At 63.2% G+C, this 15,824-nt stretch carries 13 protein-coding genes, 1 tRNA gene and 1 pseudogene; 5 read left to right on the plus strand and 10 right to left on the minus strand.

Annotated elements, in window-relative coordinates; genetic code table 11:
• Positions 1-111 precede the first annotated feature (111 nt).
• Positions 112-1,271: pseudogene (locus tag KDD17_RS19225) on the minus strand (RsmB/NOP family class I SAM-dependent RNA methyltransferase).
• A gap of 2 nt (positions 1,272-1,273) precedes the next feature.
• Positions 1,274-2,722, minus strand: coding sequence for an IMP dehydrogenase (guaB, locus tag KDD17_RS07445; protein ID WP_212705961.1), 1,449 nt, complete (start codon positions 2,720-2,722; stop codon positions 1,274-1,276).
• A gap of 123 nt (positions 2,723-2,845) precedes the next feature.
• On the opposite strand from guaB, the gene speB reads away from it, so the two are divergent.
• Together speB and KDD17_RS07455 are read left to right on the plus strand one after the other, a co-directional pair.
• Positions 2,846-3,805 (plus strand): agmatinase, encoded by a 960-nt coding sequence (gene speB, locus KDD17_RS07450; RefSeq protein WP_212705962.1) that lies wholly within the window; start codon positions 2,846-2,848, stop codon positions 3,803-3,805.
• Between the two features lie 161 nt (positions 3,806-3,966).
• The gene (locus KDD17_RS07455) at positions 3,967-6,006 is read left to right on the plus strand and encodes an ASKHA domain-containing protein (RefSeq protein WP_212705963.1); all 2,040 of its coding nucleotides are present in this window, start codon (positions 3,967-3,969) and stop codon (positions 6,004-6,006) included.
• On the opposite strand, the gene KDD17_RS07460 is transcribed toward KDD17_RS07455, so the two are convergent.
• Together KDD17_RS07460 and KDD17_RS07465 are read right to left on the minus strand one after the other, a co-directional pair.
• The gene (locus KDD17_RS07460) at positions 6,003-7,115 is read right to left on the minus strand and encodes a surface lipoprotein assembly modifier (RefSeq protein WP_212705964.1); all 1,113 of its coding nucleotides are present in this window, start codon (positions 7,113-7,115) and stop codon (positions 6,003-6,005) included. The genes KDD17_RS07455 and KDD17_RS07460 overlap by 4 nt on opposite strands.
• Before the next feature lie 68 nt (positions 7,116-7,183).
• The gene (locus tag KDD17_RS07465; RefSeq protein WP_212705965.1) at positions 7,184-7,867 is read right to left on the minus strand and encodes a transferrin-binding protein-like solute binding protein; all 684 of its coding nucleotides are present in this window, start codon (positions 7,865-7,867) and stop codon (positions 7,184-7,186) included.
• A 151-nt stretch (positions 7,868-8,018) separates the two neighbouring features.
• Here KDD17_RS07465 and KDD17_RS07470 point away from each other — a divergent pair.
• Positions 8,019-8,092: transfer RNA gene (locus KDD17_RS07470), tRNA-Gly, on the plus strand.
• 90 nt (positions 8,093-8,182) lie between these two features.
• Here the strand turns inward: KDD17_RS07470 and KDD17_RS07475 are convergent.
• The 6 genes from KDD17_RS07475 to KDD17_RS07500 all read right to left on the minus strand — a co-directional run bounded on the left by KDD17_RS07475 (position 8,183) and on the right by KDD17_RS07500 (position 12,266).
• On the minus strand, positions 8,183-8,923 hold the full coding sequence (locus KDD17_RS07475; protein WP_212705966.1) for an SH3 domain-containing protein: 741 nt from the start codon (positions 8,921-8,923) through the stop codon (positions 8,183-8,185).
• A 26-nt stretch (positions 8,924-8,949) separates the two neighbouring features.
• Positions 8,950-9,282: a curli-like amyloid fiber formation chaperone CsgH gene (gene csgH, locus KDD17_RS07480; protein WP_212705967.1), complete on the minus strand. Its 333-nt coding sequence runs from the start codon at positions 9,280-9,282 to the stop codon at positions 8,950-8,952.
• A gap of 72 nt (positions 9,283-9,354) precedes the next feature.
• A complete protein-coding gene (locus KDD17_RS07485) occupies positions 9,355-9,981 on the minus strand; it encodes a hypothetical protein (protein WP_212705968.1) in 627 nt (208 codons plus the stop codon).
• Between the two features lie 36 nt (positions 9,982-10,017).
• Positions 10,018-10,437, minus strand: a complete 420-nt coding sequence (locus tag KDD17_RS07490; protein ID WP_212705969.1) for a hypothetical protein — start codon at positions 10,435-10,437, stop codon at positions 10,018-10,020.
• Between the two features lie 232 nt (positions 10,438-10,669).
• Positions 10,670-11,695: a CsgG/HfaB family protein gene (locus tag KDD17_RS07495; protein WP_212705970.1), complete on the minus strand. Its 1,026-nt coding sequence runs from the start codon at positions 11,693-11,695 to the stop codon at positions 10,670-10,672.
• A gap of 94 nt (positions 11,696-11,789) precedes the next feature.
• The gene (locus KDD17_RS07500; protein ID WP_212705971.1) at positions 11,790-12,266 is read right to left on the minus strand and encodes a curli assembly protein CsgF; all 477 of its coding nucleotides are present in this window, start codon (positions 12,264-12,266) and stop codon (positions 11,790-11,792) included.
• Positions 12,267-13,029: 763 nt separating this feature from the next.
• Here KDD17_RS07500 and KDD17_RS07505 point away from each other — a divergent pair.
• Positions 13,030-14,328, plus strand: a complete 1,299-nt coding sequence (locus KDD17_RS07505) for a beta strand repeat-containing protein (protein ID WP_212705972.1) — start codon at positions 13,030-13,032, stop codon at positions 14,326-14,328.
• An 83-nt stretch (positions 14,329-14,411) separates the two neighbouring features.
• Positions 14,412-15,812 carry a hypothetical protein gene (locus KDD17_RS07510; protein ID WP_212705973.1) on the plus strand — a complete coding sequence of 467 codons (1,401 nt, stop codon included), beginning with the start codon at positions 14,412-14,414 and terminating at the stop codon, positions 15,810-15,812.
• Positions 15,813-15,824: the final 12 nt, after the last annotated feature.

Here is a 15,824-nt window from a genome sequence, read left to right on the forward strand (position 1 = left end):
GATTCGCCCTGCCGCCAGTCTTGGCATGAAGGGTTAACCAACCTTTAAGCGCTACGGCGGTCCGCCAAAATCGACAGAAATTTCCCGCTATACGCGAGACTGACCGCTTTCCTACCGCCGCGTCAAGTGCGCGGTAAAGAACCCGTCGCAGTCTGCGCTGACGGCGTAGCGCCGCACGAAAGGCGCATGCCAGTCTGAATGCCGCGCAAGAAACGCCTCGATGCGGGCTTCGTTCTCGACCCTGAGGACCGAACAGGTCGCATAGACAAGCGTTCCGCCGGGGCCAGCGCCCCCCTTGCCATGTCGAGGATCTCGTCCTGTATCTGCGTCAGCTCGGCCAATCGGTCGGATGTCAGGCGCCATTTGCCCTCTGGCGCGCGGCGCCACGCCCCGCTGCCCGAACAGGGGGCATCCACCAGCACAAGATCAAAAGGGGCGACGTCGGCGGCTGTCCCCGGCGCAAGCAATTCGATGGTGACACCCGCGCGCGCCGCCCTGGCCGGCAAATCCTTCATGCGGGCGGCATCGCTGTCGTGCGCGCTCACATCAGTGCCCTGCCGCGCCGCCAGCGCCAGGGCCTTGCCGCCACCGCCAGCGCAATAGTCGAGCGCCCGCGCCGCTGCCGGTGCGGCCTCAACGACCGCCTGACTGCTCGCGTCCTGAAATTCGATCAACCCGTCGGCATACAGCACCGTCTGGCGCAGGCGCCGTTCGTTTGCTGTGACGGTAAGCGCGCCTGCCGCCACGGCGTTGATTTCACAGGTGATTTCCTCCTGCGCAAGCCGGTCGATGACCGTCGCGCGATCGATGCGCGCGGTATTGACGCGCAGGGTGACCGGCGCGCGGGATTTCAGTGCCTCCGCCGTTGACTGCGCCGCATCGCCCAGGCTGTCGGCAAAGGGCGCCATCAACCAGTCCGGCAGATCCTGCGCAACGGCGGCGGCAGGCGCATGCGTGGGGGCAGTACGCTCCGCATCGGTCAGTTCGGCTGGCGCGTGGCCCACGCCCGAGAACAGCTCAGCAAGGGCCGCGCCGTCCTGTCGCAGCTTGCCGATCATGCGGGCGCGCCCGGTCTCCCCCCCGCCCTCATGCGCGCTGCTGCGCCAGCGGCGCACCACGTCGAACACGTGATCCCGGATCGCCGCGCGGTCCTTGGACCCGGCAAAGCGGTGCCCCCGCGCCCATCGGGTCAGCGTCTGCTCGGCGGGCGCACCGGCAACGATCTCGTCGAGGATCTCGATCGCGGCCGCGATGCGCGCTCCGGGGGTCACGCTCAGCCGATCCGGTAGTTGGGGGATTCGCGCGTGATCTGCACGTCGTGCACGTGGCTCTCCTTGAGCCCCGCGCCGGTGATCTTCACGAAGGTGCAGTTGCGACGCATCTCGTCGACGGTGGCGCAGCCGGTATAGCCCATCGCGGCGCGCAAGCCTCCGACCATCTGGTGCACGACCGTCGCGGCGGAGCCTTTATAGGCCACCTGCCCCTCGATGCCCTCCGGCACCAGCTTGTCGCTTGCCGCGTCCTTCTGGAAATACCGGTCGGCGGAGCCGCTGGCCATGGCGCCAAGGCTGCCCATGCCGCGATAGCTTTTGAAGCTGCGGCCCTGGTACAGGATGACTTCGCCGGGGCTTTCATCGGTGCCCGCGATCATGCTGCCGACCATGGCGCAGGAGGCGCCGGCCGCGATCGCCTTGGCGAAATCGCCCGAGAACTTGATGCCGCCGTCCGCAATCACCGGCGTCTCGCCCGCCGCCGCCGCGCAATCCATGATTGCCGTCAGCTGTGGCACGCCGACGCCCGCCACCATGCGCGTGGTACAGATGGAGCCGGGCCCGATGCCGACCTTGACCGCATCCGCCCCCGATCCGATCAGCGCGCGCGTGGCCTCGCCGGTGGCGACGTTGCCCGCCACGACCTGCACTTCGTTGCTCAGCTTCTTGACCCGTTCGACGGCCTCTCCCACGCTTTTGGAATGCCCGTGCGCCGTGTCGATCACGATCATGTCGACGCCCGCGTCAACCAACGCCTCGGACCGCTCAAAGCCTGCGTCGCCCACGGTTGTGGCGGCGGCCACGCGCAGGCGGCCCAGATCGTCCTTGCAGGCGGTGGGGTTCAGCACGGCCTGCTCGGTGTCTTTCAGCGTCAACAGACCGGTAAGCTTGCCCTGCCCGTCCGTGACCAGCAGTTTCTCGATCCGGCGCGCCTTCATCAGGCTGATCGCCTCGTCCCGGTCGGCAGGTTCGTGCAGGATCGCCAGATCGTTCGAGGTCATCATCACCCGTACCGGCGTATCGTCGGAGGTGGCAAAGCGCATGTCGCGATTGGTGACGATGCCCACGACGCGGCCACTCTCGTCAATGACGGGAAATCCGGTCACGCGGTAGCGTTCCTGCAGCGCCTTGGCATCCGCCAGCGTCTGGTCGGCGCGCAGGGTGATGGGGTTGTAGACGATCCCGCTCTCGAACCGTTTGACGCGGCGGATTTCGCGGGCCTGTTCGTCCACCGTGAGGTTGCGATGCACCACGCCCATGCCGCCCGCCTGCGCCATGGCGATGGCCATGCGCCCCTCAGTCACCGTATCCATGGCAGAACTGAGTAGCGGGATGTTGAGCGCGATGGATTTGGTCACCCGCGTGCGAGTATCCGCAGTCGAGGGCAGCACGGATGAGGCGGCAGGCACCAGCAACACATCATCAAACGTCAGGGCCTCACGAATCTCCATCGGGCGCACTCCTTGGCAGCTTCATTTGGCACGCTGCTATCTCACGGATGGGGGCGTTTGGAAAGGGCGCGCTTGCAATCGGCGCGCGGTCGCGGAAGGCTGCGCAAAACAGGAGGGCGCGGCATGGCGAAACACGGGTACGAGGGCGGCAGACTGGATCTGCCTTTCGTGGGGATCTCAACCTTTGGCAAGCGTCCTTACGAGCCCGATTGGGACAAACTGGACGCCGATGTGGCGATCCTGGGCGCGCCCTTCGACGCGGGCACGCAGTGGCGCTCGGGCGCGCGGTTCGGGCCGCGCGGGGTGCGCGAGGCCTCGACGCTCTTTAGCTTTGGACACGCCGGGGCCTACGACCACGAGGATGACGCAATCTACCTGCCCGGCGACGTCAACATCGTCGATATGGGCGATGCGGACATTATCCACACCGACACCGAAGCCAGCCACGCCAATATCGAGACGGGCGTGCGCGCGGCCCTCGATGCCGCCGCCCTGCCCGTCGTCATCGGCGGCGATCATTCAATAAATATCCCCATCATCCGCGCCTTTGCCGATCAGGGCGACATTCACATCCTGCAAATCGACGCGCATCTTGATTTTGTCGATGAACGCCACGGCGTGCGCCACGGCCACGGCAACCCGATGCGCCGCGCGGCAGAGCAGGACCACGTGACCGGCCTGACGCAAGTGGGCATCCGCAACGTCAGCTCGACCGCAAAGGAGGGCTATGACGCGGCACGCGCGATGGGGTCGGACATCCTCAGCGTACGGCAGGCGCGCAAGATCGGGACGGCGGGCGTCCTCAGCCACATACCGCAAGACGCCCGCGTTTATGTGACCCTCGACATCGACGCCTTCTGCCCCTCGATCGCGCCGGGCACGGGCACGCCGTCGCACGGCGGGTTCCTCTATTACGAAGTGCTTGAGCTGTTGCAGGCGCTGGCGCAGCGCCACGAGATCGTGGGCATGGATCTGGTCGAGGTCGCGCCCGACTACGACCCCACAGGCTCCACCCAGATCCTCGCCGCGCAGATCCTGCTGAACTTCCTAGGCTTCATCTTCCACGCCCGGCGCGCCGACTAACCCTCGGCCACGCGCCGCACGCAGAAATCCCGACGGTCGACTTGCACGGTTGCAAATTCTGGTGCCCATGCCGCCAAAACGACGCTTTTTGCCGCGCGCGGCCTTTCGCGTGGCGTGCAAGCCCCTATGATCCGCGAAACACTGATAAAATCGGACCGATCATGACCGAAAATCCCCTTGTCATCTTCACCCCCTCCGGCAAGCGTGGCCGGTTCCCGGTGGGCACGCCCGTCCTGACGGCGGCACGCCAGCTGGGCGTCGATCTGGATTCGGTCTGCGGCGGGCGGGGCATCTGTTCGAAATGCCAGATCACGCCGGGCGTCGGTGATTTTGCCAAGCACGGTCTGCACGTTGAGGCCGACGCGCTGAGCGCGTGGAACAAGGTCGAAGCACGCTATGACGAAAAACGCGGGCTGAAAGCCGGGCGGCGTCTGGGCTGTCAGGCGACGGTGCAAAAGGATGTCGTCATCGACGTGCCCGCGGAAAGCCAGGTACACCGGCAAGTCGTGCGCAAACGCGCCGAGCTGCGCGATATCGTCATCAACCCCTCGACCAAGCTTTACTACGTCGAAGTCAAAGAGCCCGATATGCACGACCCCTCGGGCGATCTGGAACGGCTGCGCGACGCGCTCCATGACCAGTGGGAGTTGGAGAACGTCGCCGCCGATCTGCACATCCTGCAAGAGATGCAACCGGTGCTGCGCAAAGGGGACTGGAAGGTCACCGTGGCCATTCACCTCGGGGACCATGAAAACAACCCGCGCATCATGCACATCTGGCCCGGCTTTTACGACGGCACCATCTACGGGCTGGCCGTTGATCTCGGCTCGACCACCATCGCGGCGCATCTGTGCGATCTGCAAACCGGTGAGGTTATCGCCTCGTCGGGCGTGATGAACCCACAGATCCGCTTTGGCGAGGATCTGATGAGCCGGGTCAGCTATTCGATGATGAACGCGGGCGGCGCGGCTGAAATGACGCAGGCCGTGCGCGAGGGGATGAATGCGCTGTTCACGCAGATCGGGATCGAGGCGAATATCGATAAATCGCTGATCGTGGACGCGGTGTTTGTGTGCAACCCTGTCATGCACCACCTGTTGCTGGGGATTGATCCGTTCGAGCTGGGGCAAGCGCCGTTTGCGCTGGCCACGTCCAACGCGCTGCGCCTGCGCGCGGACGATCTGGATCTCAACATCCACGAAAGCGCGCGCGTCTACCTGCTGCCCTGTATCGCGGGCCATGTGGGCGCGGACGCGGCCGCCGTGGCGCTGTCCGAGCATCCCAACCATTCCGACGATCTGGTGCTTATCGTCGATGTGGGCACCAACGCGGAGATCCTGCTGGGCAACCGCGAAAAGGTGCTGGCCTGCTCCTCGCCCACCGGCCCTGCGTTTGAGGGCGCGCAGATCAGCTCGGGCCAGCGCGCCGCGCCCGGCGCCATCGAGCGGGTCGAGATCGACCCGGCCACGAAACTGCCGCGCTTCAAGGTGATCGGCTGCGATATGTGGTCCGACGAGGACGGGTTCGAGGCGATGATCGCCCAAACCGGCGTCACGGGCATCTGCGGGTCGGGCATCATCGAAATGGTGGCCGAGATGCGCATTCACGGCATCCTCGACGCACCCGGCCTCATCGGATCCCCCGAACAGACGGGATCGGCGGCGGTCTTTGCCGACGGGCGCACCTATAGCTATCTGGTCTATGACGGCACGCCGCTGGGCGGGCCAAAGATCACCGTGACCAACCGCGACATCCGCGAAATCCAGATGGCCAAGGCAGCACTTTATTCAGGGGCACGCCTGCTGATGGATAAATTCGGTGTCGAAAAGGTCGACCGCGTTGTGCTGGCCGGCGCCTTTGGCGCGCATATCTCGAACAAGCACGCGATGGTGCTGGGGATGATCCCCGACGTGCCGCTCGACAAGGTGACGTCGGCGGGCAACGCGGCGGGCACGGGGGCACGGATCGCGCTCCTGAACCGCGAGGCCCGCGCCGAGATCGAGGAAACCGTGCGCCAGATCCACAAGGTCGAAACCGCGATCGAGCCGCGCTTTCAGGAGCATTTCGTCAATGCCTCCGCCATTCCGAACGCGGTCGATCCCTTCCCCCTGCTGCGCTCCATCGTCGATTTGCCGACCCGCACGTTCAATTCTGGCGGTGAGGCCGAGGGGCGCGGCGGGCGGCGGCGCAGACGCGGTTAGAACCGCCGCGACAGGCTGATGCCGCAGCCTTTGCGCGTGGTGTCGAACACCGCCACGTTCGAGCGCGTGCGCCCGAGGCTGCACGTCAGCTTGGGCACCACGCCGCGCACCGAATAGCGGCTGTTGACCAGCGTGGCAGAGACATCGGCGATCGTATCACGGCGCCCGAACCCCAGATCACGCGCGTAGATGCGTTGACCGATGGCAAGCGCTGCCCCGATCTCAAGCCCGCCGCGAAAGGCGCGACTGACCTGCGCGTTTACCTCTGCCGCCGTGTGGCGCAGGCCGATCCGCTCGCTGCGCACCCGACCCACCCGCGCACCAAAGCGCAAGGATGTCGCCGGATCAGGGGAGAATCGCCATCCCGCCTCTACCGATACCCGCGGCCCACCGCGCGCATCACCGGGCGGGAAATCCAGGCGCGCCAGGGTCAGCTGCCCGTCAACGGCCTGCTTTGGACCGACCCGCAGAACGGACCCGGTGCTTATCCCGTAGTATTGATAGCGCGCAAGATCGCCGTCGTGGTGCAGTGCCACGCCCCGCACACCCCATTCCCCCCAATGGGGCGTATGGGTGTAGCCAAGGCCCAGTTCGACCTCGTCCGATGGGTCGAATACCTCGGAAAAAATCTCCCGCTGAACGCGCCAGTCGAACGTGACGCGCCCCTGCGTGCCCAGCGGGCGGCGCACGAAGCCCTGCAGCCCGATGCGCGCGCGCCAGCCGGCGGTGCGGCGGCTCTCCGGGGTGACGTCACCCGTGCCGAATCCGTTGAGCCGCACCGTGCGCGCATCGGTGCCGTTGTTGAGATTGCTCGTCGGCTCCAGCTCGAAAATAAGGGAGACGCTCGTCGGCCGCTCGGCATCTATCCGGCGTAGCACACCACGGTAGAGCGCGCGCAGCGCCGGATCGTCGACCCGTTCGTCCAGCAGCGTGAATTGGTAGCGCGCGGCGCGGATCTGGCCGTCAAGCAGCAGGGCATAGCCCAGCTCTTCGCGGATCGCGATGTCGTCGGGCCGCGCGCGCAGCAGACCGCGCAGGATCTCCACCGCGCGCTCGTAATCGCCTGCCGCACGAAGCACCCGCGCCTCGGCAAGGGTTTCTGCGCGCACGCCGTCCGGCAGCGCGAGGATGAGAGCAAGCGCCAGGAGCGCCGCACGCCACACAGGACGGCGCCGGATCAGTCGGCGGTACCGACCAAGCCACCGGCGATGGTAACGTCCTCGGTCTTGCCGACATAGGTGGCGATAACGCCGGTCGATCCGATAGCGCCGTCAAGGCGCACATCGATCGTGTCGCTGTTGCCAAGTGTGGCAAAGCTGGTCGCGGTCGAATAGGTGGCCGTGGCCGTGCCGCTGACGCTCTGTCCGTTCACGCGCCCGTCGACCCTGATGCCGTTAGGCGTGGCCGCGCCGCCGCCGGTGCCCGATCCGGTAAGCGTGCCTGCGCTAAAGTCCGCAGTAAGCCGCGCAGTGCCGGTCTCCGCTTGCGAAAGGCCGATCCCCTGTATCGACGTTTCCCCGCGGCTGACATTGAAGACGGCGACGTGCCCATACTCCGCATCATAGGTCACCGTGCCTCTGCCGACCTCATCACCGACGTTCGGCGTCCCCTCGATCCCGGCGGTCGCCACGAACTGGCCGCTGGTTGCGTCCACACCGCGCGCGAATGCAACCAGCCCGACGCGGCTGTCGTTCACTGATCCCCTGACCACCTCGCCGTCAAAATCGGTCGTCACCTGCCCGTTCGACACGCCCGCGGTAAACGCAGCGGTTTGCTCGTCCGCGCGGCCCCCGCCGCCACAGGCGCCGAGCAGCGCAAGGGTCGCAAGCGGAAAGCAAAGTCTGGTCAAGGTGTTGGTCATGCGTTCATCATCCATAGAGTCGTTTCTACCGGAGGTTTACATGCCTCCCCCGCCGCCGCAACCGATAACGCGCCGGGCAGAAAGGATTTTTCGAAAGCCGTCGCACGCCCGCTTGATCTCCGCCCCGAAGCGGATTATTCCGGTCCCTGCGGCGGGTATGGTGAAAAGGTATCACGGCAGCTTCCCAAGCTTTAGTTACGAGTTCGATTCTCGTTACCCGCTCCACTTCCTCCCGAATGAAGACAGACGCAGGTTTTCCGGCCGCTCAGGTCCTGGGCCCGACAAAGGGGCGGATCAAGCCCGTGCGCGCGAGGTTTATTCGTCCGCAGTTGCAACCTGCTTGTACGTCACCACCGGCCATTCGTCCTGCCGGATCGCGGTCATCGCGAGCCAGATTGTCTGATCTCCCACACGCGCGCGGCACCAGGGGCCATCGCTTGCCGTGAGGCATTGATTGACCTTGATCTGCGTGCCCGTCGCGACAGTGCCAAGCGCGGGTGCGTCACGACGTGGCTGCGCACGGGTGTTGAGATTGGCCAAAGTCTCGATCGTGGTAAATCCGGCGTCCTGGGGCACTTCGGGCGCGCGCAGTTCTGCCGGCGTGGCGCAGCGCTGGCTAAAGCCTGCATAATAGCACTTGTGCCGCCGCAGCGCCGCCGCCAGTTTCTGGCTGTTGCCATCGCCTGCCGCGCGCTCGATCACCAGTGCAAGGGGGCTGCCGACAAGATCACCGGTGACGCGGAACTGGTTTCCGCCCAATGCCGCGGCCTGCGTCTCCCCCGCCATCAAGAGGATCTGCCCGTTCACGATTTTCCAATTGTCGATCTTGCTGAACTGCACCGCGCAATTGACGGAACTGACAGGATACAGGCTTTCCTTTGGCGTGCCCGTGAGCGTCAGGTTGCACGCCTCCGCCCCGGCGCGCATGGCGGGATCAAAGATATACCACTCCCCCGCAAACGCGTCGATCAGCTCCTGCTGGGATTGCGCCTGCGCTGTCGTGCCAGTCGCGAGCGATACGGCCAGAATGCAAAAGAGACGTGAAAAAAGGGTCATGTGAAGTTCCAGTATGAATGACGTGGTCAGTTATCCGCGATTGATACCGTACTGCTGGCCACAACGACCCCGTCCGATACCATGGTGAGTGTTGCCGTCAGCGCAAGATCCGGCTGTACCGAGAATGACGTGCTTGCCACCAGATCATCGCTGCCCTGTGTGAGGGTGATGTCGCGCGATTGGCTGGTACTGATGGTCCCGCCGCCATCGGATTTCTCAATCGTGAGGGTTGCCGTCACACGCCCCGCCCCCATGCCAAGCGCGCGCGCTTCGACCGCGATGATCCCGTCCTGCGGTGTCATGTCGATCTGCGGGATCACCATCGCGTCGCCGTCGGCAAGGACAGCTGAGGCACACATCATGACCCCCCGGCAACAACCGAAAGGATGCCATTCGGCCTACAGGCCGGCCCGCTCGACCAGCGGCGCATGTCAGGGAGACGTTTGATTGATGATGACGGATCCGCCGTTGGACACCACGGTCGGTGCCGCAACGATGTTATTGCCCGTCTGGGTCAGGATAACCGTGGTACCGGCCCCCGACACATCCAGGCTGGTATCATTGTTGTTGCCGTTCTGGCGCAGCTCCCCCGTGGCATTGCGGCCCGACACCGTCACGGCGCCGATGTTTCCATCGCCCAATTGCTCAAGGAGCGCGGAGGCCCCTGCCCCCGTCACGTCGATGTCACCGACGTTGTTCAGGCCAAGCTGCGTGAGCACGCCCACCCCGCTGAGACCGGTAATGTTGATGTCACCCGAATTCCCGGCGCCGGTTCCAAGCGTTGTCTGGTTGAGGGCCACCTGCCCGCCGGTATTGGCGACGTTGATCGTGGCGCTGTTGCCACCGCCTGCCTGTACCGCCGCCGTATCGGAATTGATCTGGCCCGATATGGTCGACCCCGTCGCCAGCGATTGATCCACAAAAAGGGTATTCCCCAGGCCGGATCCTTGCGTGCTGTCCTGCAGAATGAAAAGTCGGTTTTCATCCGCGGCGGCCCCGACGGCCAGCGTGGCAGCCGCAAGAAGGCCCAGCGTATGAACGCGCATGTTGGTAAACATTGTAGAATCCATAAATAAAGAATTCTTAATGTGGTATCACATGCTTTGTTGAATTGCCACGAAGTTGTTGGTTCCGGTCTGTGTGAAAACGGCGCGGTTGGAATGTCCGGTCTGCGAAATCGCGGCCTGATTTCCGGTGCCGCTGATGCGCCCGGTGACGCTGTTTTGCGTACCGCGCTGGGTGATACCGAACAGATTGCCAATACCGGCGATTTCAAGATCGGCAGAATTCTTGCGACCACTCTGGCGGACGATACCGGGCGCGCTGGCCTCGAACCATGCGGGGTCGGGCTGATACCTGATCGACGCCGCCCCGTTGTTGGTGCCCGACACCCGCACGGTAACCGAGTTGCCGACAGAGGCAGGTGCCTGAAGAATGCTCAGGGTATTTGCCTCAAAGTCCCCGCTCAGCTGGATCTGATTGTTGTCGGCATTCCCTTCGGCCTGCGCGGCCACGGGTGTCACGCCTACCGCGCCCGTCAGGGCGATGACAGCTGCTGTCGCAAATTTCCACATGTCGATTGTCCTCAAATCCGATTTTTCTTTCGGATGAGGGTCGCCGGACATACAGGCGCGAATAAGGAGGGGATGTGCTGATTTGACGTCGAATCATGGACCGCCCTGCCACAACAAAAAACGGGCGGTTAACACCGCCCGTCCTGGAAAGGATGCAAGCTCGCCCGGGCGGTCATCCCACGGCTTCATCCGCGGCAGGCTGCGCGGGTGGCAGCGGCGCACGGTCAACCTGCGCGGGCTGCGGCTGCGGCGCCAGCCTGCGCTGGGTGACACGCCGGACCGTGCGTGTAATTGGACGGGTCTTGACCGTGCGCGCCGCGTTCTGCGTATTCGGGCGCAGCGTGCGCCCTGCGGCGGCAGGGATGTTGCCGTCGTACTTCTGAGCGCGGTAATCCGCGATATAGCGTTTGCCGGCAGCATCATCCTTGAAATGCCAAACGCCCAGCTCGTTGCCTTCGGCGATGAGCGCCATCACGGCCTTTTCGACCGCCTGCTCGACCGCAACCTGCTTGGGCTCGTTGGTCGCGATGCCACCCTCGCTTTCCAGCAGCTCATCCAGCGCGATGTAGCGGAAGATGGAGGCACGATCCGCCACCGAGGCGATCGGTTTGCGCACCACAACGCTTGCCAGAACCTCACCGGAGTTGGTGGAGATCGCCCGCAGCGAAACCGTGACGATATCCAGCTTCCACTGCCGGTCGCCCCCGATGCCCAGATAACGGGCGCCAAAACCGCCGGTCATGACATTGCTGTCATACCCGATGATGCCCCCCTGCAAGATGATGCCCGAATGATCGAGCGGCGCGAGCGCGTCGGGATTGATGTTCTGCTCCCCCCGGTACAGGCGGCGCATCTCCGTCACGATCTGGCGCTCGCGGATCAATGCTTCGAGATTTGAGCGGTCCAGGACCGAGAACCAGCGACGCTCACCCGCGTCCTGAAGCGCCTTGATCAGGATCGGCGCACCGCCCTGCGTCACGGCGCGCGACAGCGATTGCACGTTCGCAGGTTCTTTATACTGCCCGGTCAGATCCGGAAAATCAAAGACCGACACCGTCACCCGGTGGCTTGGCGCAGGCACGGCGCGCAACGCACGGTTCTGCGGGGTGATCTGGCTGAAGCTCGCCTCGTATTCGCCGACGGTCAGATCCGTCAACGATGTGCAGGCCCCCAGACCACAGAGAGCGACGACGCCCACCAATTTTGTAAGACCCTGAAAAAACATCTGCTCTCAACCTCTTCCTGTCGCCCGTTCGTTCACGCGCAAATACCGGCGCGGGCGTACCCTGAATTTATTGTGTCACCAACTGTGGCACGATGATCTCGGTCACGGTGCCGTCGAGAGAATCCGCAATCAGCAGGGTGATACTGTCCAGCGACCGGGCGAATTCGACCGTCGTTGTGCCGAAGGTCACCGTGCCGCCCTGCTGCGGCGTGTCTCCGAAGATGGCGTCGGTCACCTGGCCCGCCAACGCGGACAGCAGCCGCCCTTCGAGCTGGCGCACGAATAGATCGGCGTCGGTGGTGCCGCTGCCGGTCGTCCCGTCCCCATCGGCCGTCCCATTGCCATCGTTCGCATCGCGCGCCGTCGCGTCCCGTTGGGCGCTTGCGATTGCCAGCAGATGCCCCGAGTTCAGGGCGTTTCCGCCAAACGACGGGTTGGTCGGCGTATATACCAGATCCTGCGCGGTGGACGGCTGCGCCGCCAACGTCATCATGCCGACGACGAAAGCCAGACCGCGAAATCCGGGAAAGAATGATCCCTGCATCATATCCTCAATGTAAAAACTGATTTTCGTGAAACACCGTTCAGCGCGTTTTGCGGAACGGAGAGAAATCGTAACAGTCGCTATTCCCTATCACCGATTCGCAAAACTGAGAACGACTCATTGCGTCGGGACGGGATTTGTTGCGGGTCGGACACAAATGCGCGCGCCCATATTCCCGCAAGGGTAGAAAACTGATCGGGGAGCCAGTGCGGCAGTCAAAAAGTCATCCGGATTATCGCCCATTGTTTCCAATATTTAACAAGTAAGTCAGGAATATGGCCAAAATCTGGAAAACATTTGAACAAGCGTTTTCATTTTGTTAATAATGCAACTCAGGGGATGGTGCGGAGTGCTTGTGCTCACCACTGCGATACGGAGGAAACGGGGGGGGTCCTTAAGCGTGCTCGCATTGCCATCACCCAGTTATGTTACAAATGCCTGAAAGCAGCGCATTTTATTTTGCCAGTACAATTTCAGAACTGCGCCGATTGATATGGCGCGAAGACATATAAACGGGAGTGGATCCAGAATTACACGTATCGGTTGAATTTCGCAACGCCTTAATCACGCGCAACAGCCTGTTTTGGATGACGTGATATAGCCGAGAGTTTCCACTTCAATTCAGGCTGCATTTCGCAGTCGCCATAACACTCTCAAAGAAATTGAAAGTGTTTCGAATTCGCTAGTCGGCTGCGCACCCCGCGCGACCGGACGGATAAGACTTGCAAACCGCCCGGTTGGGCAAAACTAAAGAAGGTACACTATGACTATTTTCAGAATTTCACTTGCGGCAACGACGGCGCTGACGCTTTCCATGTCCGGCGCGATGGCCGATGGCAACGAAGCGTATCTGCAGCAGCTTGGCAGCAACCACTCTGCCCTGATCGATCAGACAGGCGGATCGAACAACGACGCGGGCCGTTCGGACGGTGTCGTCACACAGCGTGGCCAGTTCACCGCCCTCGGCAACACGATCAGCATCGTGCAATCCGGTGACGCGAACGCCATCGGTACAGGCACCATCGTGAACCGCGGCACTGGCGTGTTCCAATTCAACCAGAGCGGCCCAGGCAGCACGGCGACCGTCACTCAGGACAGCACCGGCGCTGCATCCGGCAACGAAATCGGCACGCTCAACCAAGTCGCACGGACCTCAAGTGCGTCCGGCAACACAGCAACGATCTCGCAGACGGGCGGCGGAAACGAAATCACCTCCGTGTCACAAGATCGCAGTGGCTCGACAGACGGCACCACCGCGGGCCGGACAGGCCAGGTCGCGGACGTCTCGCAAACCGGCAACAACAACCTGATCGCGACCGTGCGCCAGGGCACCCAGTTCGACGGCAGCGCTGGCAACACATTGTCCATCTCGATCACCGGTGACGACAACGGCCGTGGCGCCCTGACCGGTCTTGCAGTGGTTGGCGCGGCGACGTCGAGCGCGATCCAGTCCGGTACCGAGAACGAGCTGCAATTCACGATTGCCGGGGGCAATTCGAACGAATTCGGCTTCAACCAGTCGGGCGCACTGAACGACGCGCTCAGCATCGTGATCTCGGGCAACAGCAACCAGCTGGGCGTCAACCAGGTTGGGAATTCCAACGTTGTCACAGTGGCCGCCATTTCGGGTAACGACAACGTGGTCGGTCTGTCCCAGGCGGGCAACACCAACACGGCAGCCGCGACCATCCTGAACGACGGCAACAACAACGCGTTCGGCATTTCGCAGATCGGCGATCTGAACGATGCGGGCGTCACCATTGATGGCGATGACAACGGGGCCACCTCCGGCGGTCTCTTCGGCGTCGCGGCAGGCGTCGGTGGCGTGAACGGCCTTGTGGCGCAGTGGGGCAACGACAACACGGCAACACTGTCCATCACGGGCAACGACAACGCCTTTGCGCTTGAGCAGGGCAGCGCCACAACGTTGGGTAACCTCAATACCATCACCGGTACCGTCGGCGGTAACGGCAACGCGGTTGCGGTTGCACAGCTTGGCAACAGCAACATGGCCGTGTTCACACAGACCGGCAACGCCAACAGCGCTGGCATCACCCAGTAAGCTGATTTTCTTCCGGGCGGCGCCAGCGCCGCCCGGATCCGTTTTCCAATGATACGAAGACACCTCGGGCAGGGAATTCCAAAATGAACCGCAGATCTGTGATCCTCTTCGCATCATGCGCTTTCGCCGCGACATCGGCGCAAGCGCAAAGCAATCGCGACAACGATGTGCTGATCAATCAGATCGGATCGGACAACTCTGCCATCATCACGCAGGCCGGCATTCGCAATCTGGCGGGGTCGGACGCAGATCCGATGCTGCAGGATGGCATCTACAACGCGCTCACGATTTCGCAGACCGGGACCGACAACACGATCGGCCTGACACTGCCCGGCATCCTCCAGATCGGACGCCGCAACACCCCCGGCATCTTCAACACCATCGACCTGCTCCAGAACTCCGACGAAAACGCCGTCGGCAGCATTGAGCAGATCTCCGAAGGCTCTGTGGTCAACGGGGCCAATGCCCTGACGGTGATCCAGCAGAACGGGGACCGCAACCTGTTGCGCGCCGTGCGGCAGGTGCAGGAGTCCGGAGAGGCCGCGCAACGCGCCAGCGTTACCATGACCGGCGCCGACAACATCATCGACCGGGTCGAACAACGCTCGAACGATACGGGGCGCGAGGGCCCCAACGAGATCGATGTCAACATTCTCGGCTCCAACAACGGGCGTCTGGCGCTGTCGGGCTTCGCGGCAGAGCCGAGCCTTGCCGACAGTTCCATCGTGCAGGAGGCCGACACCGTCGATCCCGGTATCTACGGCAACAAGATCATCCTCGACATCATCGGGGACGACAACCGCTTTGGCCTGCGTCAGGGCGGGCGCATGAACGACATGGGCCGCCTCGTGCTCAACGGGAACCGCAACCAGATCGGGTTTCGCCAGGACGGCACCGAAAACAACATCCAGATGGCCGTGGTCGAGGGCGATGACAACGAAATCGGCATCGACCAGATCGTCACCAATATCGCCCAGGTCGATCTGATCGGGCTGAGCAATGCCAACCGGATCTACGCCTTCCAGCAGGGCACAAACATGCTCGAAGTCCGCATCGAGGGGGATACAAACACCCTGCGTACGCGCCAAGACTATCTGTCAGGCACCGGCGGTGACAATGATGCGACCGTGACAATGACGGGCAATCTGAACTTTGCCGATCTCGAACAGCTTGGCGACAACGTGTTCAGCCTGGCCATCGCCGGGGATCGCAACAATGCGGGCGGCCCGTTCTCCGGCGCTGCCGCAAGCGGTGCGCTGACACCGGGTGTCTTTTCGCAGATCGGCGCCGGTAATGTCTTTTCGGGTGTTGTTACCGGCAGCGACAACCTGATGGCCGCCGCGCAGACCGGAAACGCAAACACCATTACGGCGCTGGTTGCGGGCGATAGCAATCAGGCAGCCTTTGTCCAGATGGGCAACGCCAACATCGCATTCCTAGACCAGAACGGCAGCGGGAACGTCGCCGGCGTTTATCAGAATTGACCTCGAATACCG

The organism is Sulfitobacter albidus, assembly GCF_018200035.1.
Taxonomy (GTDB): Bacteria; Pseudomonadota; Alphaproteobacteria; order Rhodobacterales; family Rhodobacteraceae; genus Sulfitobacter; species Sulfitobacter albidus.